Genomic DNA, 25,229 nt, shown 5'->3' with positions numbered 1-25,229 from the left:
ACGCGAAATGATTCAACGCCGATGTGAAGCCCAAATTACACTCAGAAAATAGCACCGCATTGAAAGCGGTTTCAATGCGGTGCTATTTTGGTAGTACGCAGCCGAGCTAAAATCTCAGGAGCGTTTTCTTTAGCGATGATTTGTATATTGCGAAACGCCACAAATCAATGGCGGTTTGGTCATCGTTAATTAGTAAACTTCACTTCTTGCACGATACGTTTTGCCGCAGCAACCGGTAATTGCCCGATAAAGGTAATTTCTTTATCGCCGATTATTTCACTATAGAAGGTAAATTCACCCTGCTTCCAAGTTTGCTCTTGATTCGGCTGCGAACCTTGCGCTTGCGTAACGTAAAGTGTGAAAGTGAACAAGCCGTCGCTAAACAAGGCGCTATCGATGACTTCACCTTCAAATAAATCTTGACTACGGCGCACGCTTTCAAATCCTTGCGGTAACCAACCGGCATGCCAGTTTAACGATGGTGGCGTATTTTTCACTTCATTTAATAACGGGGGCATCGAGACTTTGTTGAGATAATCGGTTAGACCTTTTAGGCGATCGTCGATATAAAGGGTAACCACCCGAAATTGGTCGAGCAATTTTCCTTCGCGATCCAGCATATCGCCGCGTAATAAAAGTCCGTTTTCTTCATCTACGAAAACTAAATATTGATAACGAAAATCGTCTTTCGGCACAATGCGGATACCGTCCGCATAACGCCCGGCAATGCGGTTCTTGCCAAGGGGGATAAAATCATAATTTTGCGCTAATTTATCGAAATCACTCCGAATAATCGCCGGCAATGCATCGACAATGTTGCCGCTATTTAGCGTAAATGCGCGGGAGTTCGGCTGAAAATAGCTGACTAAATTATCGCGCTGAATAATTTCTTGTTGTTCGCCGTCAAGCGTCACCAATTGCGCGTAAGTTTTATTATCACGTTTAATATGGCGATAGCGGAAGGAATCCATATTAGAGGGAGAAGTCTGTACGAAAGCAATTTCATAATTAAGCTCGTTCACTGCGTGCGCCATTTTTTCGAGGGTTTGTTTAGCGTTGAAATCATCCGCAAAGGCAGAAAAACCCAGGAAAGGAAAAAGCCAAAGCGCAATTATTTTTAAAGAAATTTTTTTCATAGTCTATCCATAAAAAAAATTCACCACCCATCGCGGGGATCGGTGGTGAATGATTTGCTCTTATCGGAGAATTATTATTTTGCTTGGTTTGCATCAACGTTTAACGTATCTGCATGAATGCGACGTTGCAATTCGTAATTTTGTAACATTGCGCCGATGCGACGACTTTTTTGTTCCAATTGGTCGCTAGTCGCTACATCTTTGGTCGGAGCATTGTAGCTAACTTCTTGCACCGCACTATTAAACGGAAGCGTTTGTAAAACCGGCGTTTCAGGCGGGTTACTAACATCGGTTTTCGCGTTAAACGATTGAACGCCAAGCACTGCCGCTAAACATACGCTTGCTGCTACTGCAATTTGCGCTACCGGTGCGAAGAAAGATTTAAACTTACGCATAAATGGTAAACGTTGCGCCTCTTTGACAGTCGGTTGAGATTCGGTGAGCGCAACTTTTTCGATTTCTTCGTTTTCGATTAATGCTTCCATTCTCGTGGTGAAATCAGCCCCTAAAATGACTTCGCTTTCTTTACGAATCACGGCACGCGCCACATGGTAAGTTGCCCAAGATTGACGCAAGGATTCATCATTACACAATACTTTTGTGAACGCCGCATCCACTTGCTCGCCATCCATATAGGCTGAAAGTAACTCTTTTTGCATTTTTAAACTCCGACTTTTTTAACGTTGCATAAGCGGTTGTATTTTGTTTTCAATAATTTCACGCGCACGAAAAATTCGAGAACGCACGGTACCTACCGGGCAACCCATAACTTCCGCAATGTCTTCATAACTTAAACCTTCAAGTTCACGAAGAGTAATCGCGTTTTTTAAATCTTCCGGCATGCTGTTAATCGTATCAAATACGACTTTCTTCAACTCTCCGGACAATATTTCATTCTCCGGGGTATCCACATCGCGGAGATGAATTCCCGCATCATAATTTTCGGCATCTTCCGCCAAAATATCTTCGCTAGGCGGACGGCGCCCCTGTGCCGCTAAATAATTTTTCGCCGTATTCACGGCAATTCGATATAGCCAAGTGTAGAACGCACTATCACCGCGGAAAGATTCAATGGAACGATAGGCTTTTATAAAGGATTCCTGCGCAACATCGGGAATATCATTGCGCGAAACGTAACGAGTAAGCAATCCGGCCACTTTATTTTGATAACGTGAAACCAATAAGTTAAAAGCTTTTTTGTCGCCTTGCTGTACCCTTTCTACCAAAGCTTGATCCGTTAGCTGTTCAGCCATGTTTCTCCTAATGCTATGTCTAACATGCCTTCATCTTCAAGACAGCAAACTCTCAATGCTTCGTCTGACATAGTGAGTTTTAGAAAGTTCAAAGATTAATCATTAAATTTAAACAGTCGTTATTTTTTGCGCAGTTTGAATATATTCCACCATATTTTGCAGCTCAAAATCGTCCGATTTGCCGCGGTTAAAGAACCAAGAAAACAATTGCAAATCTGTGCTGGCAAGTAAACGAATGAAAATATCTTTCTGGCTATCGGTAAGCTCATCAAAATGAGCTTGATAAAACGGCATAATAATTTTATCCAACTCCAACATACCGCGACGACAGTCCCATTCAATACGTAATTTATTATATTTATCCATCTTGATTCCTTAATCCAAGGTGCGGTCGATTTTTAAAAATATTTAACATTAACCGCACTTTTTTATTAAATTAACGCAAATTATTCCGCTGTCGCTTTCGGTTTAATCATCGCATAAATCACACCTGTCAATAAGCCTCCGAGCGCAATCGCGCCTAAATAAAGCAACGGTTCGGAGACAAACGGAATCACAAATAAACCGCCGTGAGGCGCTTGTAAGCTGATATTTAGCGTCATAGAAATTGCACCGGCGCTCGCACCGCCAATCACCGAGCTAATAATCACGCGAATCGGATCCGCCGCCACAAATGGTAATGCCCCTTCGGAAATAAAGCATAAGCCAAGCACGAAAGAAGCTTTGCCCGCATCGCGTTGATTGGCGGTAAATTTACTGCGCGCTATCCAAGTGGCAATCGCCATACCGATTGGCGGCACCATACCGGCCGCCATTGCCGCGGCCATTGGTGTATAAACACCGGAAGCAATCATGCCCACGGAGAAAGTGTACGCCGCTTTGTTAACCGGTCCGCCCATATCGATACACATCATCGCGCCGATTAGGGTTCCCAATACCATCGCATTCACTTCACCCATGGATTTTAACCATTCGCTCAATGCAGCCATGATTTGCGAAACCGGCGGATTGATCAGATAAATCATCGCCAAGCCCACAATTAACGAGCCTAACAATGGCAAAATTAAAATCGGTTTTAAGGAAGTCAAACTTGCCGGTAATTTAATCGCCGCATTTAAACCTTTTACCACATAACCCGCAAGGAAACCGGCGACGATACCACCTAAAATCCCCGCACCGGCGGTCGTTGCCAACATACCGCCGATAAGGCCGACCGCAAGCCCCGGACGATCGGCGATGGAAAACGCCACATAACCGGCAAATACCGCAATCATCAAATGAAACGCAGCGCCTCCACCAATATCCATTAAGGCTTTCGGCAAGCCATAAAAAATGGTTTCGTCTTTAAACGCCTCAATACCAAACATAAAGGAAACGGCGATTAATAAACCACCTGCCACGACTAACGGCAACATATGCGACACACCGGTCATCAAGTGTTTATATACGCCTTTTTTCTCGCCGCTTTCTTCCGTTTTCGCCGCTTTCGTATTGCCGCCGTCAAAAATTTTCGCTTCTTTAAAAGCTTTATCAAATTCCTGTGCGGTTTTCTTCAACGCAAGTCCGGTTGAAGTGCGGTACATCGGCTTGCCTTTAAATTTATCTAATGGAACATCAATATCCGCCGCCACAAACACCAAGTCTGCCGCCGCCACTTCTTCCGGCGTAATTTCATTGCCGGCACCCACTTGTCCACGGGTTTCCACCTTAACTTTCCAGCCTTGTTTTTTTGCATAGGTTTCAATCGCTTCGGCGGACATAAAAGTATGCGCTACGCCGGTTGGACAAGCAGTCACCGCCACAATATTTTTCACGCCATCGGTAATATTGCTAAAACCAACCGCTGTTTTAGACGCCGCGTACGGCACCGCATTGACTTGCGCGACGGCAAGAATAGCTTCGGGCCCGTTCATTACCGCCTCTTCAGGCGCGAAAAAGACTTTTTTACCTTCCAATGCGGTGCTATTTGGCAATGTCGAACCGAATACAATGACGACGTCTGCCTCGGCGACATTTTCAACGATGGTGATATTGGCTTTTTGCGCCGCAACACGTAACACTTCGCGTAATAAATAGGCTTTTGCGCCGCCAATGTCGGCGGATGGGGTTAATAATAACTTCATTCGATTATCCTTCAATCACAGTGATCTTCACTTGGTTTAAAATCGGTTCAAGGAGGGCAGGATCGCTCACGCCGACGTTACTTTGCGACACCGCAAAAGCGGATACGGCGCTGGCAAAGGCTAAAGTTTCCGCTTTGGAGAAACCTTTTGCAAAGCCGTAAATTAACCCCGCCACCATCGAATCGCCAGCGCCCACGGTGCTCACCACATTTTTGCATTTTGGCGGCTGCGCTTTAATGATGCCTTCGCGGTTAATCCATAAAGCCCCTTCCGCGCCCATGGAAACAATCACATTTTCAATACCTTGCGCTTTTAATTGTTGCGCCGCTGCAACGATTTCTTCAATACTGTTTAATGAGCGACCAATCCATGCCTCAAGTTCTCGGTGATTCGGTTTCACCAGCCAAGGATGCGCTTTCAAACCTGCCGTAAGCGCCGCATTACTGCTATCGAGCAACACTTTTACGCCCGCTTGGTGCAATTGATTTAACCAAGTAGCAAACAATTCCGGCGTAACCCCACGCGGAAGACTGCCGCACACCGCCACAATGTCGTAATCCAAGCAATAAACCAAAGAATCGGCGGTAAATTGTTGCCAAGCTTGTTGGCTGATTTGATAACCGAGAAAATTTAGGTCGGTAACATCCGCTTCAGTTTCGGTGATTTTCACGTTAATTCGGGTTTTGCCGGCAACTCGCTGGAATTTATCGTGCAAACCTTGTTTTTTGAACATTTGCTCGAAATCGCCCGCATTGTCTTCGCCCAAGAAGCCGCCCACGCTAACGTCCACGCCTAAATCTTTTAACACTTTCGCTACATTGATGCCTTTACCGGCAGGGAAAAGTCCGAGAGTTTCCACGGTATTCACTTCGCCCAATTCGATGCGTTTTAAACGCCCGACCAAATCGTAAGCGGTGTTTAAGGTGATAGTTGCAACTTTTACCATGATTATTCTCCTTTGCCTTCACCAAGACCGGATTCAATCGCCATGCGAATACCTTCTATTGCTTCTTTAGCTTGTTCGCCGCTCGCCACGAAACGCAAACGTGAGCCTTTCACCACGCCTAACGCAACGATTTTCATCAAGCTTTTTGCGCTAACTAATTGAGAATCACGATCGAGATTTTGTACCGCAACGGAGGCGTTATATTTTTTCACTTCGTTCACCAGCACCGCACTCGGACGCGCATGCAAGCCGTGCTCATTGTTGATCACAAATACCGCCTCGATGGCATTGGAAGGCAAGCTATTATCTTCGCGCACGGCCGGTGCGTGTACTTGTTTGCCCATCACTTCAATGCAATCCGGTTCTGCCGGTGGTACGGCGGAAACGTTTTCGCCCAACCCTTCGGCAATCGCTTTGCCTAATGCTTCGATGGCTTGTTTAGCGTCTTCGCCTTCCGCAATAAAACGTAAACGTTGGCCTTGCGTCACACCCAATGCGACGATTTTCATTAAACTTTTCGCGCTAACCGGTTCGCTATCGCGGGTAAGATTTTGCACAGTAATTTTGGACGTAAATTTTTTCACCTCGTTCACCAGCACCGCACTCGGGCGCGCATGCAAGCCGTGTTCGTTACGAATAGTAAAGGTGCCCGTCACAGTGCCAGTTACCGGTTGTGGTGCTTGTGACGCTTGCGTGGCTTGAGCCGCTGCCGCAACGACGACTTCATCGCCTAAAAGCGCGCTCAAGATTTCTTGAGAATTTCCGCTCAATAATACATTTTGCGTGTTTTCATCTAACAAGCGGGCAAGCGTCGGATTGATGCGATCATCCACAGCCGCAACGGTAAGCACGCCTTTCACCGCTTTGCCGTTGTGCTCAAATATGGTTTTCGCGCGACTAAAAGCCAGAGCGTTTTTCACATTGCCGGTAACCGCATCGGTTACCCACAACCCTTTGCCTAACGGCAACGCGGCATTACTGACCACTTCGGCGACGAAGCTATTTAGCACCGCATTGGAGGCCTGTAATTGACCCGCATTCATCGCCACTAACGTGAGCAAACTTTGAGTATCGACGTCCAAACGAATATTTTCCGGCGGAATAGTGAATGCTTCCGTCGATTCACCCATTAAAATCGCGCGGAATTTTTCCACATCGTTTAATGCCGCCAATTTTGCCGCAGTATCTTCATCGCCAAGCACATGGGTTAATTGACGCAATAACGCCAAATGCTCGTCGGAACGCGCGGCGATACCGATTACAATATGAGCAATATTGCCTTCACCCCATTCGATTCCTTGTGGGAATTGGAACACTTGCACGCCGGTTTTTTTCACCATATTGCGGGTTTCTAACGTGCCGTGAGGAATCGCGATGCCGTTACCTAAGAAGGTCGAAGTTTGTTGCTCACGACCGAGCATGCCTTGCAAATAGCCACTTTCTACATTGCCTGCTTGCTCTAACGCTTGCGCCGCCATTTCAATGGCTTGTCGTTTGGTTTGCGCCAAAGCGTTTAAATGAATGTTGCTTGCCGAAAGTTCTAACATTCTTACTCCTTAAAGGTTTATTAATTTTTTAAATCTATTGATATTTAGAAAAAAGAAAACTGCTGACAGAAGATTCCATCAACAGTTTTTTAATTTGATTATTTTGCGCTACAAGCTTTTAATAATTCGTCACTACCTTTTACCATATATTCATCGTTTTCATCGCGTTCCTCACCGTTTTTTAGATCGCGCATCGCATCGTAAATCCCTTGCGTCACGCTTGGAGAATCCAATTTGTTCCAGCAATCGGGAGCTAAACGATTAAAGTTATTTTGTAACGCTTCGGCGTGTAATACGCCGCTGTAATAGGCATACACGTCAGAGTCGTGCCCGCCGACGTAAAGTTTGTCTTGAATTTGTTTAATCGGTACTAAGATGCGGCCTAAATACCAGTCGTTTGCGCCACTGGCAAAGTTATCCACATAGAAATTTTCATTTACACGGCCTTTGTAAGTCGCTACGGTCGCTTCATAAGCCGAGGCATAAGATTTTTGATCGATTTTATCTTTATCCAAATCAATCACCTTAACGGAAGAACATGCCGCCAATGCAATGGAAAACAGCAATACCAAGATTTTTTTTAACATAGTCATTCCTATTTTGAAGATAAAATAATCGTCGCAATTATACTGGCTGTAGGCGATTAAGCAAGAAAGTGCAGGTTTCACTCATTATCTTTCACTAACGATACCAAAATTTGATCGATCTTGAAGTTTTCCGTATCGATGACTTCAAATTTATATTTGCCGTAAATCAGCGAATCGGTTTTCTTCGGAATTTTACGCAGCATGTACATCATAAATCCGCTAATGGTTTCATAATTTTCCGCATCAGGGAAAGATTCGATATCCAGTGCGCGCATTACGTCTTCCAACGGAGTAGCACCATCGATTAGCCAAGAATGTTCATCGCGGCTGACAATATATTCTTCCTCATTGGAAACCAGTTCACCCATAACGATACTCATCACATCGTTAAGCGTCATAATTCCCACCACTAAAGCGTATTCGTTCACAATAATGGCGAAATCTTCACCGGTGGATTTAAATAATTCCAACACTTCATACAGGGAAAGGGTATCCGGTATAAACAACGCTTTCCGCAATAATTTCGGATCGGTCAGCACCACATTTTCATTTTGCAAATACATGGTGAGTAAGGTGTGTGATTCCACATACCCTAAAATCTTATCCAAACCATTATCGCAAATCACGATTTTAGAATGGGAATCGCGCGAGAGCGTATCCACGACTTCCTGACGACTAAAAGTACGATCCAAATACACGATGTTCTCACGTGTGGTCATGGTGGACGTCACGGTACGTTGCTGCATATCGAAAATATTTTCGATGAGATAATGTTCTTGCGTTTTTAACACGCCTGCTTCTGCACCCGCTTCAACTACGGCGAAAATATCTTCCGACGTCATACCGTCTTCGCGCACCGTTGAAATGCGAAATAAGCGGAAAAAACCGTTGGCCAAGGTATCGAAAAACCAAACTAACGGCTTAAACACAAACATACTGAAATTCATAATGCCGACGATGCGAATCGCCACCGCTTCGGGATAAGTGATCGCTAGGCGTTTCGGAATTAAATCGGCAAATAAAATAAATAGGCAAGTCACCAATGCAAAAGCTATGGCGGAGGACGCCGAGACAATCCAATCACCTTCAAAGGAACGGCTTAGCAGGTTGGCGATGTAAGGACTAAGCGCGCTTTCGCCAATCCCGCCGCCCAAAATAGCGACCATATTCAAGCCAATTTGCACCACGGTAATAAAACGCCCCGGATGTTCTTGCAGTTTTAACACTTGCAACGCGCGCCCATCACCTTCATTAGATAGGGCTTGTAGCTTTAATTTGCGCGAGCCCGCAAGGGAAATTTCCGCAGAGGAAACCACGGCACTGATGAGAATCAAGCCGACAATCGCTAAAATAGTATGAAAAAGTTCCATGATTATTTACTCAAAAAACAAGTCGAAACGACCGCATCTCGCGGCCGTTTGAAATTGAATTACTTTTCGCTGTCGAACCAGCCGCGTACGAATTGAATCGACAAGAATAAGGTGACGAGTAGAAAAGCATAAAACAGCCACGATAAAATCGGATAGCTCGGCGTCGCATCGCCGTCGATCTCCTTCACCGACACCGCATTGCGAAACTCATCAAACATCGTCAAACGCCAGCCGTAATATTTAATTTGCACTAATTTGTTTTCATTCCCCATGGCTTGCGCTTGTGCCTGTAAATTGGCCGAACCAAATTTAAAATAGAACGGAAAACTCCAGCGCGTATCTTCATTGCGGTACACCATAATTTTACCGTCGTCATTTTGCGTATTAATGTAATACACATCGCGCGTCGGGCCATCTGCCGGATTGGCTTTGGTAATCGGGCCGTCTTTATCTACGCGTTTAACTTCCACACCGGTCACACGCGTCACGTCATAATGCGGAAATACGTAATTGACGACCGAAAACATAAAGCCGTGAAACACAAACAGCACGACAAATAAGAAATATTTGAAAAATTTACGCATTGTTTTTCCTCAAAAAATTGTTCATTTATTCTACACGAATTTTAAATAAACGCTCAAAGTTTCGCGTCGTAATCTCGGCGAAAGACGCCGTAGAAAGCCCTTTTAAAGTCGCCACATATTCGCATACTTCGCGCGTATAAGCCGGTTGATTTTCTTTCCCGCGATACGGCACTGGCGCCAAATATGGCGAATCGGTTTCCACCAACAGGCGATCGACCGGCACATAACGAATCGCTTCACGAATACTTTCCGCATTTTTAAAAGTAACAATGCCGGAACAAGAAATGTAAAAACCTAAATCCAACACCTTTTTCGCAAATTCCAAGGTTTCCGTAAAACAATGAATCACGCCACCGCACTTTTCCGCATGGTTTTCGCGCAGCAAAGCGAGCGTATCGTTGGCCGCCGAACGCGTGTGGATAATTACCGGCTTGGCAAGGCGATTGGCAATGTCAATTTGGCTGGCAAACACCGCTTGTTGCTCGGTTTTATTATCCGCACTGTAATAATAATCCAAGCCGATTTCGCCGATGGCAATCACTTTTTTATCTTGCGCCAAACGCAGCAAACGGTCTGCGTCGTAAGGTTCTTCTTCAAAATCCAGCGGATGCACGCCACACGCCAAGGAAATATTTTCAAATTCGCATAACGAGGCGTACGCTTGCTCAAAACGGCTTAGCGTCACGCCAATAGCGAGCAAATGTTTTACGTCGCGCGCACGGGCTTTTTCCACCACGTCAGTAATGTTTTTGTGTAAATTTTGGTAATCCAAGGCATCCAAATGGCAATGAGAATCCACGATAAACATATTTATTTTTCCTTTATTTATTAAGTGCCGAGAAGCGATTTGAGCACCGCATTGAACGCTTGTCCTACGCGGCTTCAATGCGGTGCTAATTTGAAAGGTCACGGCAACTCTTGGTTTCAAACCAAGAAATCGAAAGTTAATTTTCGAATACTTCTGTGATCAGTTTCGTCAAGCCGTCCAACAACATTAATTCCACATTCACGCCGTTAATTAAGAGCAAATCCGAGCGTACTTGTTGCATGATTCGAACGGCTTGCAGCAGCCCCTGCGGGCTTTGTTCCCGGCTAAATTGTTGAATGCCGCGCGTTAAATCAGCCACTTGGCGATGACTGTCGATTCCCAGTTTGTGTTTAAGGCTGTCGGCGAGAAATGCCAAAATCCAATCCACTTGTTGCACATAACCTTCTTTATCGAACCAAGGCAGCAATTCCAACGGTGAACGGCGACGGTAAAAAAGCCAAAATTGACGAAGAAAAGTTTTTCGTTTTTCAATGAGGCCTTGTTGAAGCACTTCCAATGCGCTCAACGGGCGACCTGAACTCATCGCCAACGCCGTTGTGATATCCTCAAATAGCACCGCATTGGAACCGCTTTCGACGGTATTTTGTAGCCATTGTTGCGCCATTTCCCGGTTCGGCATGGGCAGATTCCACACTTGACAACGGCTGTAAATGGTAGCCAATAAATTTGCCGAACTCTCCGCCTGCAGTAAGAAATAAGTGTTTGGGCGAGGCTCCTCCAGGGTTTTCAGCACCGCATTGGCGGCCGCTTCAGTCAAACGTTGCGCGCCTTGCACATACACCACTTTATTGCCGTTTTGCTGTGCGTGTTGTGCAACGATTTCATTTATTTCACGCACTTGATCAACGCCGATATCTTTGCCTTCGATGGATTGCAGTAGATGATAATCGGGATGACTGCGCGCCGCCATTAAATGACAAGAATGACATTGACCGCAAGCTTCGTTGCCTTGCGGGTTCGCACACATAATACGGCGGGCAAGTGCATCAAATAAAAGTTCCGCACCTAAACCAGAATCCGCTTTGATTAAGATAGCGTGATGCCCCACTCCCTCAGAAAAGGTTTGTGCGATTTGATGGTAAGTCGGCACGAGCCAAGGATAAAGAGCGCTCATTTTTCGCTGCGTTTCCACCAATTTTTCAGCGCATGTTCAATATCAATACGAACTTGCTCGATACTTTGCTCGGCGTTAATAAGCACCGCTTTCGGATTGTCTTTCACTAATTCTAAATAACGCTCTCGAGTGCGATGGAAAAAATCCAAGTTCATTTGTTCGATGCGATCCAGTTCGCCGCGTCCGCGTGCACGGGCAAGGCCGATGGTCGGTTCGATATCCAAATAGATCGTGAGATCCGGTTCAAAATCGCCAAGCACGGCTTCTTTTAAGGTACGCATAAAATCTGCATCAAGCCGACGACCGCCACCTTGATAGGCTTGCGACGACATATCATGGCGATCGCCTACGACCCATTTGCCTTGCGCCAATGCGGGTTTGATGACGTTTTCCACCAACTGAATGCGCGCCGCGTAAAGCATCAATAATTCCGCTTTGTCGGTGATTGGTTCTTCCGTTTCGTGCTTAATCAATGCACGTAATTTTTCCGCCAAGGGCGTACCGCCGGGCTCACGCGTAAATATCACGTTGTTCACGCCCAATTCGTTTAATAGCTGCACGACGAATTGATGCGCGGTACTTTTACCCGCACCTTCCAAACCTTCAATAGCGATAAATTTTCCGTTCATACTTTTCTTTGTTCCTATTTCGCCGTTTTTTGACTGCGGTACCAACGTAAATATTCTTGCACCGCTTTGTTATGTTCGTTCAAATTGCGAGTAAATTTATGTCCACCAGCGCCGTCCGCCACAAAATAATAGAAATCGGTCTTTTCTGGATGCGCCACGGCTTGCAATGCGCTTTCACTCACCATGGCGATCGGTGTCGGCGGCAGGCCGTCAATCACATAAGTATTGTAAGGCGTCGGAGTTTCCAAATCGGTTTTACGAATATTGCCGTCGTAGTTTTCGCCCATGCCATAAATTACCGTCGGATCGGTCTGCAATTTCATTTTCGCATTTAAACGGTTAATAAATACCGACGCCACTTTCGCGCGTTCCGCCGCGATACCAGTTTCTTTTTCTACGATGGAAGCGAGAATTAACATCTCGTGAGGATTGGCTAACGGCAGATTTTCATCGCGTTCTTGCCAAGCTTTGTCTAACGCCTTTTTCAGACGTTCGGCCGAACGCCGTAGCAATTCTAAATCGGTAGAATTTGGGGTGTAATTGTAAGTATCAGGATATAGCCAACCATCTAAATTTCGCCATTCATAAACGGCTTTATCGTAATCAGGGATGGCTAACAATTCAAAAATTTCTTTATCGCTTTTCGCTTGCAACGTTTGCGTTAAATGCGGTGCGTTTACGAGGCCTTTGCGCCATTCTTTAAAGGTTTTGCCTTCGATAAATTGCACGTTAAATTGCGCTTCTTTGCCGGAATTAAGCAGATTAAGCAGGTCTTGCACGGTTTTCACGCCGTTTAAGGAATAAGTCCCCGCTTTAATTTTATTAAGTTCCGGTTTTAATTTAAGCAAATAAGGAAGAAGTTGCGCATTATCAAGCAACTTTTCTTGCTCGAAAAGTGCAGCCAATTTTTGGCCCGTCGTACCACGTTCAACGGTTAAAAGCTGTTCAGGTTGCGCATTGATGGCTTGAGTTTGGAAGGCATTAAGTTTTTGATAACCCCAAAAAACTGCTCCGGTACCAATTAAAAGAAGAATAATTAAATAACTAAAAAATTTTTTCATAGAAAAGGGAATGAAATAGAAATAACAAAAGGGGCGAAGCGCCCCTCTTATGCTAAATATCGGTTTATTTATTAAAATATTGAATATCTGCCGTCTTGCGAAGAGCTTTTACCCAATCTTTTGTGGCGTCTTGTAATTGGCTGTTGACGATTTTTTCATAAGCTTTTTGGCGGTAAGCCTCTTCAGTGCGGTCCCCTTCACGAGTTCCAGTAACTTCTAAAATATGCCAACCGAACTCAGATTTAAACGGAGCGGAAATTACGCCCGGTTTAGTGTTTCGTACCACTTCTGCAAAAGGCCCAACATAAGCTTCAGGGAAAGCGTAACCTAAACTACCTCCATTAGCGCCAGATAAATAATCTTTAGAATATTTTAAGGCCGCATCGGCAAAACTAATTTTGCCTGATTGAATATCAGAACGGATTCGTGTTAACTCAGCTTTGGCTTGAGCATCATTCATCAATGGATTAAGTTTAATTAAAATATGACGAACTTCGTATTCTTTACCGGTTACTTTTTGCTCGGTGCCGTTTGTTTTGGCTTCTTTTAACATTTTTTGCGCGAGCGCTTCCACTTCTTCGCGCGTGACTTGTACGCTATTACTGATTGCATGATCACGCACGCCGGACATAATCATTTGATTCACAATTTGTTGGCGAAAATCATCAAGAGAAATGCCTTGATAATCCAATGCATCCAAAAATTGGCCATAAGTTAAACCGTTTCTTGCTGCGGTATCCTCAATAATAAAATCAATTTCTTCCGGGTTTATTTGTATACCGGATTCTTGAATCGCTTTTTGTACTAAAATATCATCAATGATCTTATCCAAAGCGGCTTGTTGGTTACCTTTTTTCCCCATTGCCGCACGTACTTGGCTTTCTAATACGGGAATACCGTCAACAGTGGCAACTACTCGCTCTTCAGCATAAACGGAAGAAAAAGCAAATAAACCTAATATGGCGAACATCCATGATTTTACTACTAATTTTTTCATATTTATCTTTCTTTAATAAGCCAATAACGGTGGTTAGAGTATCAATTTTAAACAAGGTTCACAATAGCTTGGGATTATTTTGACAATAACGCAACTTCGTAACAACCATCATATTTTTTCGTTCTAACCTGCACTTTTTCGTCACGACTGGTCGGAACATTTTTGCCCACATAATCAGCACGAATCGGTAGTTCACGGTGTCCACGATCAACAAAAATGACTAACTCGATCTTTGCCGCACGACCAAAATCCGTTAGTGCATCCATTGCTGCACGAACAGTTCGACCGGTAAACAAGACATCATCAATTAAAATTACTTCTTTATTTTGAATATTCATATAATTTGATGCGCCGCTATATACCGGTGTTGGGTTTTCCGATTCTCTATGTTGCAAATCATCACGATAAAACGTGATATCCAATTCTATGGAAGGCAATTCGATTTGAATTAAATCTACAATTTTATTTTTTATAAGTTCGGCTATTTCCGCACCACGGCGTTTAATCCCGACGATAACCACATTATTCAAATTTGAATGTTTCTCAATAATTTCGTGGGAAATACGAGAGACCGTACGCTGGAACTGATTTTCATCAATAATTATCTTTTGCATAACTGATCCGATTTAATAGTGAAAGCGGTGGTAAAATACCATAAAAGAATGAGAAATTTAATGGCTTTTAATGAACTGTCCATTAACATTCTTTTAAATACAAACGCTCAATTCAATACATCATTCAAACAGCACCGCATTGAAAGTGAATAGAGAACCGCATTAAAGCAAACTAAGCGAATAATGAAACGTAAGATTATAAGAGCTGGATGACGGATTCAAAACAAAATGAAAAAGGCTGAATCCCAAACAACATGGAACTCAGCCCTTAAATTAAATACATTCGCTTTCTTAAAAGCAAATCAAAACGACTTTATTTTTTATTATCGTCTTGATTTAACAAGTTTTTCCGTTAATTCGTATGCCCGAAGTTTCGCTAACTCTTTAGAAAGCTTCGCTACAAGTAAATCATGATCCACATCGGCAACATGTGCCACAATATTTTCTTCGGCTTTGCGTTTTGCTTCACGAATACGATCCGCATCTAACTCGTCACCACGAATCGCTACATCCGCAAGTACGGTGACAACTGTTGGTTGTACTTCCAAGAAACCGCCGGAAACATAAATCACTTCTTCGCTATCGTTTTCTAATGTCAGTTTTACGATACCTGGTTTGATTGCGGTCAGTAACGGGGCGTGCCCCGGTAAAACACCGAGCTCACCTTCTATACCGGTTGCCTGAACACTTTTCACATTGCCAGAAAAGATTTGATGTTCTGCACTTACTACTGTTAAGTTAAATGTTGCCATGTTTTTCTCCTTCAAGTTTGATATGCATCAGCTTGAAGTGATTACATATTTTTGGCTTTTTCTAGCGCTTCGTCGATTGAACCGACCATGTAGAACGCTTGTTCCGGAATATGGTCATATTCACCGCTTAAAATACCTTTAAAGCCACGAATGGTTTCTTTTAACGGAACGTATTTACCCGGTGTACCGTTGAAAACTTCAGCAACGAAGAATGGTTGTGATAGGAAACGTTCGATCTTACGTGCACGTGCTACCACTAATTTATCTTCTTCAGATAATTCGTCCATACCAAGAATTGCGATAATATCTTTTAATTCTTTATAACGTTGTAAGATACCTTGTACGCCACGAGCAATATCATAGTGTTCTTGACCAACAACTAATGGGTCTAATTGACGAGATGTAGAATCTAATGGGTCAACCGCAGGGTAAATACCTAAAGACGCAATTTGACGGCTCAATACAACGGTTGAGTCTAAGTGCGCGAAAGTTGTTGCCGGAGATGGGTCAGTCAAGTCATCTGCAGGCACGTAAACCGCTTGTACGGACGTGATAGAACCTGTTTTAGTTGAAGTAATACGCTCTTGTAATACACCCATTTCCTCAGCAAGGGTCGGTTGGTAACCTACCGCTGATGGCATACGGCCTAAAAGCGCAGATACCTCAGTACCAGCAAGAGTATAACGATAGATGTTATCTACAAAGAATAATACATCACGACCTTCATCACGGAATTTTTCCGCCATGGTTAAACCGGTTAACGCGACACGTAAACGGTTACCCGGTGGCTCGTTCATTTGACCATAAACCAAAGATACTTTATCCAATACGTTGGAATCTTTCATTTCGTGGTAGAAGTCATTACCTTCACGGGTACGTTCACCTACACCGGCAAATACAGAATAACCAGAGTGTTCAATCGCGATATTACGGATTAATTCCATCATATTTACGGTTTTACCTACACCCGCACCACCGAACAAACCAACTTTACCCCCTTTCGCAAACGGGCAAATTAAGTCGATAACTTTAATACCGGTTTCTAATAATTCAGTACTGTTTGATTGTTCTTCGTAGCTTGGTGCTGCACGGTGTATTGACCAACGTTCTTCTTCACCGATTGGACCTTGTTCATCAATAGGTTCACCCAATACGTTCATAATCCGTCCAAGGGTTTTTGTTCCTACTGGTACTTGAATCGGATTATTAGTATTTTCTACTTTCAAACCACGTTTTAAACCGTCGGAAGCACCCAATGCAATACAACGTACCACACCATCGCCTAATTGTTGTTGAACTTCAAGGGTTAAACCTGTTTCAACCTTTAATGCATCATAAACTTTTGGTACTGCATCTTGTGGAAATTCGACGTCAATCACCGCACCGATGATTTGTACAATTTTACCTGTCGCCATTACCGTTCCTCTTCTATTAAATCGCAGCCGCACCGGCAACGATTTCATTTAATTCATTTGTGATACTTGCTTGACGAGCTTTGTTATACACCAACCGCAAGTCATTGATTAAATTACCTGCATTATCTGTTGCTGCTTTCATCGCTACCATTCGAGCCGCTTGTTCTGAAGCTAAATTATCTACAACCGCTTGATAAACCTGAGATTCTAAATAACGAACCAAAAGACTATCTAACAAAATTTTCGGGTCAGGTTCATAAATATAATCCCATGACTGTTGTCTTTCGCCTAAGTAATCGTTTTCTAATTCCGGTAAAGGAACTAATTGTTGCACAACCGGTTTTTGTGACATCGTATTAACGAATTTATTATATGCAATATAAATTGCATCAATTTCACCATTACGATATGCATCAAACATGGTATTTGCCACACCAATAAGTTCTTCTAAAGCCGGATTATCGCCCAAGCCGGAAAGTTGACCTTTCACCTTAAAACCAAGGGAACGGAAAAAACCAATCCCTTTCGATCCGATTAAACCAACTTCTGTTGTAATATTTTGCTCTTTCCAACCTTTAATTTGGCTAAGTGCGACTTTAAACAAATTCACGTTTAAACCGCCACACATTCCTCGATCGGTAGAAATAACCAAAATACCAACTTTTTTCACATCACGTTCAACCAAAAACGGATGTTTATAACCGATACTTGCTTTAGACACATGGCTGATAACATTACGGATAGTTTCAGAATACGGACGAGATGCCGCCATTCGATCCTGCGTTTTACGCATTTTCGAGGTTGCAACCATTTCCATTGCCTTGGTAATTTTTTGCGTACTTTGCACGCTGGCAATTTTGGTTTTTATCTCTTTTGCACCTGCCATCTTGTTTCTCCGTTACTACCAAGCACTGTTCGCTTTGAAACTATCTAAAATACCTTTTAATGTATCTTTAATTTCATCGTTATAGTTACCGGTTTTAGTAAGCTCTTGCATAAACTCAGCATTATTATGATTTGCATAATCTAAAAGTGCAGCCTCAAAACTTGCAATTTTTGATAGTGCCACATCATCCAAATAACCAAATTCAACAGCAAATAAAACTACAGCTTGTTCTGCAACCGAAAGTGGCGCAAATTGTTTTTGTTTTAGCAATTCGGTAACTTTTTCACCGTGAGAAAGCTGTTTGCGAGTTGCGTCATCAAGATCTGAAGCAAACTGAGCAAATGCTGCTAATTCTCGATACTGTGCTAGTGCGGTACGAATACCACCCGCTAATTTTTTAATTACTTTCGTTTGCGCCGAACCACCCACACGGGAAACTGAAATACCTGGGTTTACCGCCGGACGGATACCTGAGTTAAACAGATTAGATTCTAAGAAAATCTGACCGTCGGTAATAGAAATTACATTGGTTGGAACGAATGCGGAAACGTCACCGGCTTGAGTTTCAATAATAGGAAGTGCGGTTAAAGAACCTGTTTTTCCTTTTACTTCACCTTTAGTGAATTTTTCTACGTATTCTTCATTTACACGAGAAGCACGTTCAAGCAAACGTGAGTGTAAGTAAAACACGTCTCCAGGATAAGCTTCACGACCAGGTGGACGACGTAATAACAAGGAAATTTGACGATAAGCAACCGCTTGTTTGGAAAGATCATCGTAAACGATTAAAGCATCTTCACCGCGATCACGGAAATATTCACCCATTGCGCAACCAGCATAAGGAGCAAGGTATTGTAACGCGGCAGATTCAGAGGCAGAGGCGGCAACCACTATAGTATTAGCCAATGCACCATGTTCTTCTAATTTGCGTACAACGTTAGCAATAGTTGATGCTTTTTGACCGATTGCCACATAAATACATTTAATACCTGAATTACGTTGATTAATAATAGCGTCAATCGCTAATGCGGTTTTCCCAGTTTGACGGTCACCGATAATCAATTCACGTTGACCACGACCGATTGGTACCATGGAGTCAACCGCTTTATAACCGGTTTGTACCGGCTGATCTACGGATTTACGTTCAATTACGCCCGGCGCAATAACTTCAACTGGAGAAAAACCATCATTTTCTATTTCACCCTTACCATCAATCGGTTGACCAAGGGTGTTTACCACTCGTCCCAACAAACCACGGCCTACCGGTACCTCAAGAATACGACCGGTACATTGTACTTCCATTCCTTCCGCTAAATCCGCGTAAGGCCCCATAACAACCGCACCCACTGAGTCGCGCTCAAGGTTAAGTGCCATTGCATAGCGATTTCCAGGTAATGCAATCATTTCCCCTTGCATTACATCGCTTAAACCGTGAATACGAATAATACCGTCGCTTACGGAAACGATCGTCCCAGTGTTGCGAGCTTCGCTCACCACATTAAATTGGGCGATGCGTTTTTTAATCAATTCACTAATTTCAGTAGAATTTAGTTGCATCTTTTATTCCTCTTTTATTGCAACTCATTTGCGAGACGATTGAGCTGTCCACGGCTACTTCCGTCAATCACAAAATCATCTGTACGAATGATAACCCCAGCAATCAATGAGGTATCAACGTTGCAATTTAACTTAATCTTACGGGCTAATTTCTTTTCCATTGCGGCAGCAACTTTTTCTTGTTGTGCGATACTTAATGGTTGAGCTGAGGTGACTTGAACTTCCGCAATTGCATTATATTCTTCAACATAATGCTGAAACTCTTTGAATACTATCGGAAGGACAGTTAAACGCTTATTTTCAGCCATTAACCGAATCAAATTTTGTCCATATTGATCTACTTGCTCACCACAAATTGAGATCACCGTATCTGCCAATTTTTCTGCAGAAAAAGAACTTGTTAAAAAATCCTTCATGGTGTCATTTTCAACAACCTCTGCTAGAAAACCTAACATCTCTTCCCATTTTTTAACCGTACTCTTGTCGATTGATCTTTGTTCTATGGCAAAATCAAATACTGCTTTTGCATAAGGACGAGCTATGGTAGTTAATTCTGACATAAGCTCAACCTTCTATAGTTCTGCAACTAATTTATCAATAATGTCATTGTTTGCCGCCTCATCAATAGAACGACCTACAATTTTTTCTGCACCAGCAACCGCCAAAGACGCCACCTTAACACGCAATTCTTCTTGAACGCGTTTACGTTCAGCTTCAACTTCCGCATAACCTTGTTCAATGATTTTAGCTTTAAGTTCTTCAGCTTCGGTTTTAACTTCGTCTAATACTTCGTTACGACGTTTATTGGCAGCATCTAAAATTTCCTGTGCTTGAATTTTTGCTTTAGAAATTTCTTCTTCAACAAGAGCTTTGGTATCCGCTTGTTCTTTTTTTGCTGCTTCCGCTGAGGCTAAAGCATTTGCAATCTGGCTCTGACGCGTTTCAATTGCCTTAATAATCGGCGGCCAAACGAACTTCATACAGAACCATACGAATAGTCCGAATGAAATGAGCTGACCAATTAATGTTGCATTTAAATTCACAACGTCCTCCTTAATCTGCTTGTTTTACGTTGATAAGCAAATAAGGTAATTATTGTAATAAACCGATAAATGGGTTTGCAAAAATGAAAAGTAAAGAAATACCAACTGCAATCATTGCAATCGCATCCAAAAGGCCTGCTACGATAAACATTTTAGTTTGCAGGCTTGAAGCAAGCTCTGGCTGACGGGCTGATGATTCTAAGAATTTACCGCCTAAAATCGCAAAACCGATTGCCGTACCTAATGCAGCAAATGCAAGAAGGATTGATGCACCAATAATTGTAGCTGTAATTACAGTTTCCATAATGTTCTCCAATAGAAGTTAAGTTTAGCCCTAGAGCCGGTTAATAAAATTAATGCTCTGCCTTGTTATAAGCAATGCTCAAATAAACCACCGTCAACATCATAAAGATGAATGCCTGTAGCGTAATTACCAAAATATGGAAAATAGCCCAAGCCAGGTGTAATGGGATTCCCAATGCTGCAATCGCCATATTAGCGGAATACATTACAGCAATAAGAATAAAGATCAGCTCGCCTGCATACATGTTACCGAATAAGCGGAAACCGAGAGAAATAGGTTTAGCGAGCAATGTTACAGTTTCAAGAATAAAGTTGACGGGAATAAACGCCCAGTGATTAAACGGATGTAATGTATATTCCTTAACTAAACCACTAACACCTTTAGATTTCACCGTATAGAAAAGAATCAGGAAAAAGACACAAATAGACATTCCCAAAGTGGCGCTAATATCTGCCGTAGGAACAGCTCTCAAATAATGAATACCAAATAATCCGGCAAGTTGCGGAAGAAAATCGACAGGGATTAAATCAATGGCGTTCATAATAAACACCCAACAGAAAATAGTAAGGGCAATTGGTGCAACCACATCACGCGGACCATGGAAATTTTCTTTAACGATACCATTAACCCAACCGACCAGTATTTCAACTAAGCATTGTAATTTGCCAGGTACGTTTGGCGTTGCTTTTTGAGCTACCCGACGAAAGATAAACAGAAAGACAACGGCAGAGAGAATAGAGAAAAATAAGGTATCAACATGAATATTCCAGAAACCGTCTCCCGTTTTAAGGAAAGACAAGTGGTGACCGATATATTCTGAAGTTGTTTGTTCAGACATAGTTAACCCTTTGTAAAATAAAACTTAAGACTTATTTAGCAAAAATGGAATTATATTATTAAGCATCAATGCTACAAAAAAACCTGTAAAAAAAACAATAAAATACGTTACCAAAAGCCATTTAAAGGCCATAATAATCAGTAAAATCGTCAGCACAAACTTAATGGCTTCACCACGATAAAGTGCGGTTAGTTTTTTTGATAAATTTTGATTGCAGTAAAAAACTACATACACAAAGACACAAAAAGGTATGAAGGCGGAAAAAAATCCTAAGCAAAAATCAACCGCACTTTGAGTATCGGATAACAACGCAATAACAGAACCTAAAACAACCACAAAAAAAAGTTCAATTAAAATGGCTTTTTTATATTTAGCTCTGGCTTGCGCTAAAACTCTGGACATAACTTTTTAAACCTTAAAACGCGACAATTATACCTTTGAAAAAATCAGATTCAACTCAAAAGCGCTTAAAAAAACGTTAAACGAATCACAATTTCAAAAAATAATTAACAAAATATTTACTTTTTAGTTAAAAGTACTAAATGTCGTTCACCAACAAGCGTCGGTACATCAAGAGAAACCACTTTTTCAACGGTAAATATATCGTTTAAATTTTGTACTTCTTCCTGATGATAAATCCCCTTCAAGGCATAAAATAATCCATCAGATGACAGTAAGTGATGGCACCATTCAGTCATATCCTTCAACGAAGCAAACGCTCGACTCAACACGCCATCGAATTTTTCTTCCGGCTGATATTCTTCCACGCGACTTAACACCGGCGTAACATTAGTGAGTCTTAATTTGAGCACCGCATTGCGAATAAAACTAACCCGCTTGCCAAGGCTATCTAACAACACAAATTGTTTATCCGGATTAATTATCGCCAATGGTAACCCCGGCAAGCCCGGACCGGTACCCACATCAATAAAACGATCACCCTGTAAATAAGGGCTTACTACAAGGCTATCCAAGATATGCTTCACCAACATTTCTTGCGGATCGCGCACGGAAGTTAAATTATAGGCTTTGTTCCATTTATTGAGTAAATTAACAAGCTCGATCAACTGATCTTTTTGTTGCTCGCTCACTTGAATATTCGCTTGTGCAAGAAGACTGTCTAATTTTGCTTTCATTTTTGTATCTCTTTGAAAAATGGCATTATTCTACTGGAAAGTGTAATTGCTTCCAATTCTTATAGTGTCTTCGTTAACATAGATTCACTCACACTATCAATAGATCGGCACAGTTCGCTAAAACGCTTGGTGCCGAAATATAAACTCACCAATACTAACGCCTCCCTACCGTAAAATTCCTTACCAATGAACACGTCGAAACCGAAAGGCTTCAGTGCGGTGCTAAAACAATATGGCAATGACGTAAAAATACTTATCTGAATCAAAACATAAATTCAACTAACAAAATAGCACCGCATTGGAGGCGGTTCCAATGCGGTGCTATTTTAGAGGTTCAATAAACCGAGAATTATTCGCCGCGCTTTAACATCCCTTGTTTTTTCAAATTGACCAAAATAATGGAAATTGCCGCCGGTGTGATGCCGGAAATGCGGCTTGCCTGTCCGATGGAGACCGGGCGATGTTGTTCTAACTTCGCGCGCACTTCGTTAGAAAGGCCGGACACTTTGGAATAATCAAATTTTGCCGGAATTTCGGTGTTTTCATGGCGTTTTTGTTTTTCGATTTCTTCTTCTTGATGCTCGATATAGCCTTGATATTTAATCGCAATTTCCACTTGTTCGACGGCTTCTTTATCTTCCATTGCCGGTTGGTAAGGCGTCAATGCGGTTAAGATTTCATAGTTCATTTCCGGGCGGCGCAATAAATCTTCGCCATTCGCTTCGCGCACTAACGGGCTGCCAAGCACTTTATTGGCTTCTTCCAAATATTCCGAACGCGGATGCAACCAAATACTGCGTAAGCGTTGGCGTTCCTGTTCAATATTTTCCATTTTTTGATTAAATCGCGCCCAACGTGCTTCGTCAATTAAACCGAGTTCGTGCGCAATTGGGGTTAAACGAATATCGGCATTGTCTTCACGAAGTAATAAACGATATTCCGCACGGGAAGTAAACACGCGGTACGGCTCTTTGGTGCCCAATGTACAGAGATCATCCACCAATACGCCGGTATAAGCCTGATCTCGACGTGGAAACCAAGGTTCTTTTTCTTGCACGTAAAGCCCTGCGTTAATCCCGGCAAGTAAGCCTTGTGCTGCGGCTTCTTCATAACCGGTGGTGCCGTTAATCTGACCAGCGAAGAATAAACCAGAAATTGATTTAGTTTCTAAAGTGGGTTTTAAGTCACGCGGATCGAAATAATCATATTCAATGGCATAACCAGGTTTGATGATGCGAGCTTTTTCTAAACCTTTCATGGAATTCACAATGCCCATTTGCACGTCAAACGGCAAACTGGTAGAAATTCCGTTTGGATAGACTTCATTGCTGGTTAAGCCTTCCGGTTCTAAATAGATTTGATGAGAATTGCGATCGGCAAAACGCATCACTTTATCTTCAATAGAGGGGCAATAACGTGGGCCAATCCCTTCTATCACGCCGGTGTACATTGGACTACGATCCAAATTATTGCGGATCACCTCATGAGTTTGTTCGTTTGTGTGTGTGATGTAGCAGGGAATTTGTTGCGGGTGATCGGAAACCGATCCCATAAAAGAAAATACCGGCAGCACCGCATCGCCGTGTTGTTTTGCCAGTATGTCAAAATTGATCGTGCGCGCATCAATACGTGGCGGCGTACCGGTTTTTAGGCGATCTACGCGCAAACCCAGCTCACGTAAACGATGGGAAAGATTCACAGAAGCCGGATCCCCTGCGCGACCACCTTCATAATTTTGAAGGCCAATATGGATCTTACCGGCTAGAAACGTACCGGCAGTTAAAATTACAGATTTTGCACGGAAAGTTAAGCCCATTTTAGTCGCCACACCAGTGGCGCGATCCTGTTCAATCAGAATATCCGTTGCTTCTTGTTGGAAAATATCTAAATTCGGTTGGTTTTCAAGAGCAATGCGTACGGCCTGACGATATAACACGCGATCCGCTTGCGCACGGGTGGCGCGTACAGCCGGGCCTTTACTGCTGTTTAATGTACGGAATTGGATCCCCGCTTTGTCTGCTGCGTGCGCCATTAAACCACCCATGGCATCAATTTCTTTGACTAAATGACCTTTACCGATCCCACCAATCGCCGGGTTGCAAGACATTTGCCCTAAGGTATCGACATTATGCGTTAACAAAAGGGTTTTTAAGCCCATACGTGCCGGTGCAAGGGCGGCTTCAGTTCCGGCATGACCGCCGCCGATGACGATCACATCATAAGTTTCGGTATAAAACATCGTTTTCTCTATATATTCGAAGCTAAAAAATGGGCGCTATTTTACAGAAATTCGATTTTTCTTGAAAGCAAGAATTGATTTGGTTGAAATGGAAAAGGATCTAAATATCGTGGGCTAATAGATCTATGATCTTTTTTTATAAAGAAAGATCTTATTATTGTTATTATTAGGATCCTTCGAGCTTGTGAGTAAGCTCTTTTTTCTTTTAAAAATGAAGAGGTTAGAGGATATCGGATAATGTTGATCTGAAGGGAAAAGGAACTAAATTT

General features: G+C 42.7%; 27 protein-coding genes and 1 pseudogene. All 28 read right to left on the bottom strand.

The features are described 5' to 3' along the window. Positions 1 to 185 precede the first annotated feature (185 nt). Complete coding sequence (gene rseB / locus AB3F25_RS00140) at positions 186 to 1,136, bottom strand: sigma-E factor regulatory protein RseB (protein WP_373603527.1); 951 nt, start codon at positions 1,134 to 1,136, stop codon at positions 186 to 188. Positions 1,137 to 1,210: 74 nt separating this feature from the next. Next, on the bottom strand, positions 1,211 to 1,795 hold the full coding sequence (locus AB3F25_RS00135) for an RseA family anti-sigma factor (RefSeq protein ID WP_373603526.1): 585 nt from the start codon (positions 1,793 to 1,795) through the stop codon (positions 1,211 to 1,213). An 18-nt stretch (positions 1,796 to 1,813) separates the two neighbouring features. Continuing rightward, a complete protein-coding gene (gene rpoE / locus AB3F25_RS00130) occupies positions 1,814 to 2,389 on the bottom strand; it encodes an RNA polymerase sigma factor RpoE (protein ID WP_373603525.1) in 576 nt (191 codons plus the stop codon). 108 nt (positions 2,390 to 2,497) lie between these two features. Next, entirely contained in the window at positions 2,498 to 2,755 is a 258-nt protein-coding gene (locus AB3F25_RS00125; protein WP_373603524.1) for a succinate dehydrogenase assembly factor 2, read from the bottom strand. An 80-nt stretch (positions 2,756 to 2,835) separates the two neighbouring features. Beyond that, positions 2,836 to 4,512 (bottom strand): fructose-specific PTS transporter subunit EIIC, encoded by a 1,677-nt coding sequence (locus AB3F25_RS00120; protein WP_373603523.1) that lies wholly within the window; start codon positions 4,510 to 4,512, stop codon positions 2,836 to 2,838. A 4-nt stretch (positions 4,513 to 4,516) separates the two neighbouring features. Then, the gene (gene fruK / locus AB3F25_RS00115) at positions 4,517 to 5,458 is read right to left on the bottom strand and encodes a 1-phosphofructokinase (protein WP_373603522.1); all 942 of its coding nucleotides are present in this window, start codon (positions 5,456 to 5,458) and stop codon (positions 4,517 to 4,519) included. Positions 5,459 to 5,460: 2 nt separating this feature from the next. Next, positions 5,461 to 7,005: a fused PTS fructose transporter subunit IIA/HPr protein gene (gene fruB / locus AB3F25_RS00110; protein WP_373603521.1), complete on the bottom strand. Its 1,545-nt coding sequence runs from the start codon at positions 7,003 to 7,005 to the stop codon at positions 5,461 to 5,463. A 98-nt stretch (positions 7,006 to 7,103) separates the two neighbouring features. Further along, positions 7,104 to 7,592: a hypothetical protein gene (locus AB3F25_RS00105; RefSeq protein ID WP_373603520.1), complete on the bottom strand. Its 489-nt coding sequence runs from the start codon at positions 7,590 to 7,592 to the stop codon at positions 7,104 to 7,106. Positions 7,593 to 7,669: 77 nt separating this feature from the next. Next, positions 7,670 to 8,962 carry a hemolysin family protein gene (locus tag AB3F25_RS00100; RefSeq protein WP_373603519.1) on the bottom strand — a complete coding sequence of 431 codons (1,293 nt, stop codon included), beginning with the start codon at positions 8,960 to 8,962 and terminating at the stop codon, positions 7,670 to 7,672. Between the two features lie 59 nt (positions 8,963 to 9,021). Beyond that, positions 9,022 to 9,546 carry a DUF1523 family protein gene (locus AB3F25_RS00095; RefSeq protein WP_373603518.1) on the bottom strand — a complete coding sequence of 175 codons (525 nt, stop codon included), beginning with the start codon at positions 9,544 to 9,546 and terminating at the stop codon, positions 9,022 to 9,024. A gap of 25 nt (positions 9,547 to 9,571) precedes the next feature. Then, positions 9,572 to 10,354, bottom strand: a complete 783-nt coding sequence (locus tag AB3F25_RS00090; RefSeq protein WP_373603517.1) for a YchF/TatD family DNA exonuclease — start codon at positions 10,352 to 10,354, stop codon at positions 9,572 to 9,574. Positions 10,355 to 10,490: 136 nt separating this feature from the next. After that, on the bottom strand, positions 10,491 to 11,489 hold the full coding sequence (locus AB3F25_RS00085) for a DNA polymerase III subunit delta' (protein WP_373603516.1): 999 nt from the start codon (positions 11,487 to 11,489) through the stop codon (positions 10,491 to 10,493). Then, a complete protein-coding gene (gene tmk / locus AB3F25_RS00080) occupies positions 11,486 to 12,118 on the bottom strand; it encodes a dTMP kinase (protein WP_373603515.1) in 633 nt (210 codons plus the stop codon). Before tmk ends, AB3F25_RS00085 begins: the two co-directional genes overlap by 4 nt. Positions 12,119 to 12,132: 14 nt before the next feature. Continuing rightward, positions 12,133 to 13,179 carry an endolytic transglycosylase MltG gene (gene mltG, locus AB3F25_RS00075; protein ID WP_373603514.1) on the bottom strand — a complete coding sequence of 349 codons (1,047 nt, stop codon included), beginning with the start codon at positions 13,177 to 13,179 and terminating at the stop codon, positions 12,133 to 12,135. A gap of 64 nt (positions 13,180 to 13,243) precedes the next feature. Further along, a complete protein-coding gene (locus tag AB3F25_RS00070) occupies positions 13,244 to 14,176 on the bottom strand; it encodes a peptidylprolyl isomerase (RefSeq protein ID WP_373603513.1) in 933 nt (310 codons plus the stop codon). Positions 14,177 to 14,250: 74 nt separating this feature from the next. Continuing rightward, complete coding sequence (gene pyrR, locus AB3F25_RS00065; RefSeq protein WP_373603512.1) at positions 14,251 to 14,790, bottom strand: bifunctional pyr operon transcriptional regulator/uracil phosphoribosyltransferase PyrR; 540 nt, start codon at positions 14,788 to 14,790, stop codon at positions 14,251 to 14,253. A gap of 323 nt (positions 14,791 to 15,113) precedes the next feature. Then, complete coding sequence (locus AB3F25_RS00060; protein ID WP_373603511.1) at positions 15,114 to 15,542, bottom strand: F0F1 ATP synthase subunit epsilon; 429 nt, start codon at positions 15,540 to 15,542, stop codon at positions 15,114 to 15,116. A gap of 41 nt (positions 15,543 to 15,583) precedes the next feature. Further along, on the bottom strand, positions 15,584 to 16,957 hold the full coding sequence (gene atpD, locus AB3F25_RS00055; RefSeq protein ID WP_373603510.1) for a F0F1 ATP synthase subunit beta: 1,374 nt from the start codon (positions 16,955 to 16,957) through the stop codon (positions 15,584 to 15,586). Positions 16,958 to 16,973: 16 nt separating this feature from the next. Further along, on the bottom strand, positions 16,974 to 17,843 hold the full coding sequence (gene atpG / locus AB3F25_RS00050; protein ID WP_373603509.1) for a F0F1 ATP synthase subunit gamma: 870 nt from the start codon (positions 17,841 to 17,843) through the stop codon (positions 16,974 to 16,976). 15 nt (positions 17,844 to 17,858) lie between these two features. Beyond that, positions 17,859 to 19,400, bottom strand: coding sequence for a F0F1 ATP synthase subunit alpha (atpA, locus tag AB3F25_RS00045; RefSeq protein ID WP_373603508.1), 1,542 nt, complete (start codon positions 19,398 to 19,400; stop codon positions 17,859 to 17,861). 14 nt (positions 19,401 to 19,414) lie between these two features. Then, positions 19,415 to 19,960, bottom strand: a complete 546-nt coding sequence (atpH, locus tag AB3F25_RS00040; protein ID WP_373603507.1) for a F0F1 ATP synthase subunit delta — start codon at positions 19,958 to 19,960, stop codon at positions 19,415 to 19,417. 12 nt (positions 19,961 to 19,972) lie between these two features. Beyond that, on the bottom strand, positions 19,973 to 20,443 hold the full coding sequence (gene atpF / locus AB3F25_RS00035; protein WP_109078312.1) for a F0F1 ATP synthase subunit B: 471 nt from the start codon (positions 20,441 to 20,443) through the stop codon (positions 19,973 to 19,975). Between the two features lie 49 nt (positions 20,444 to 20,492). Further along, positions 20,493 to 20,747 carry a F0F1 ATP synthase subunit C gene (atpE, locus tag AB3F25_RS00030; protein WP_005539567.1) on the bottom strand — a complete coding sequence of 85 codons (255 nt, stop codon included), beginning with the start codon at positions 20,745 to 20,747 and terminating at the stop codon, positions 20,493 to 20,495. A 49-nt stretch (positions 20,748 to 20,796) separates the two neighbouring features. Then, a complete protein-coding gene (gene atpB, locus AB3F25_RS00025) occupies positions 20,797 to 21,585 on the bottom strand; it encodes a F0F1 ATP synthase subunit A (protein WP_373603506.1) in 789 nt (262 codons plus the stop codon). Between the two features lie 24 nt (positions 21,586 to 21,609). Then, on the bottom strand, positions 21,610 to 21,987 hold the full coding sequence (locus tag AB3F25_RS00020; protein ID WP_373603505.1) for an ATP synthase subunit I: 378 nt from the start codon (positions 21,985 to 21,987) through the stop codon (positions 21,610 to 21,612). Positions 21,988 to 22,103: 116 nt separating this feature from the next. Beyond that, positions 22,104 to 22,721 carry a 16S rRNA (guanine(527)-N(7))-methyltransferase RsmG gene (gene rsmG / locus AB3F25_RS00015; RefSeq protein WP_373603504.1) on the bottom strand — a complete coding sequence of 206 codons (618 nt, stop codon included), beginning with the start codon at positions 22,719 to 22,721 and terminating at the stop codon, positions 22,104 to 22,106. Between the two features lie 62 nt (positions 22,722 to 22,783). Continuing rightward, a pseudogene (locus tag AB3F25_RS00010) lies at positions 22,784 to 22,936 on the bottom strand (winged helix-turn-helix transcriptional regulator); the annotation flags it as partial. 134 nt (positions 22,937 to 23,070) lie between these two features. Beyond that, positions 23,071 to 24,960: a tRNA uridine-5-carboxymethylaminomethyl(34) synthesis enzyme MnmG gene (gene mnmG / locus AB3F25_RS00005; protein ID WP_373603503.1), complete on the bottom strand. Its 1,890-nt coding sequence runs from the start codon at positions 24,958 to 24,960 to the stop codon at positions 23,071 to 23,073. Positions 24,961 to 25,229 lie beyond the last annotated feature (269 nt).

The organism is Aggregatibacter sp. HMT-949 (assembly GCF_041734645.1).
Classification (GTDB): domain Bacteria; phylum Pseudomonadota; class Gammaproteobacteria; order Enterobacterales; family Pasteurellaceae; genus Rodentibacter.
The sequence above is the reverse complement of the archived record's forward strand: the minus strand, read 5'-3'. Positions and strand labels throughout refer to the sequence as shown.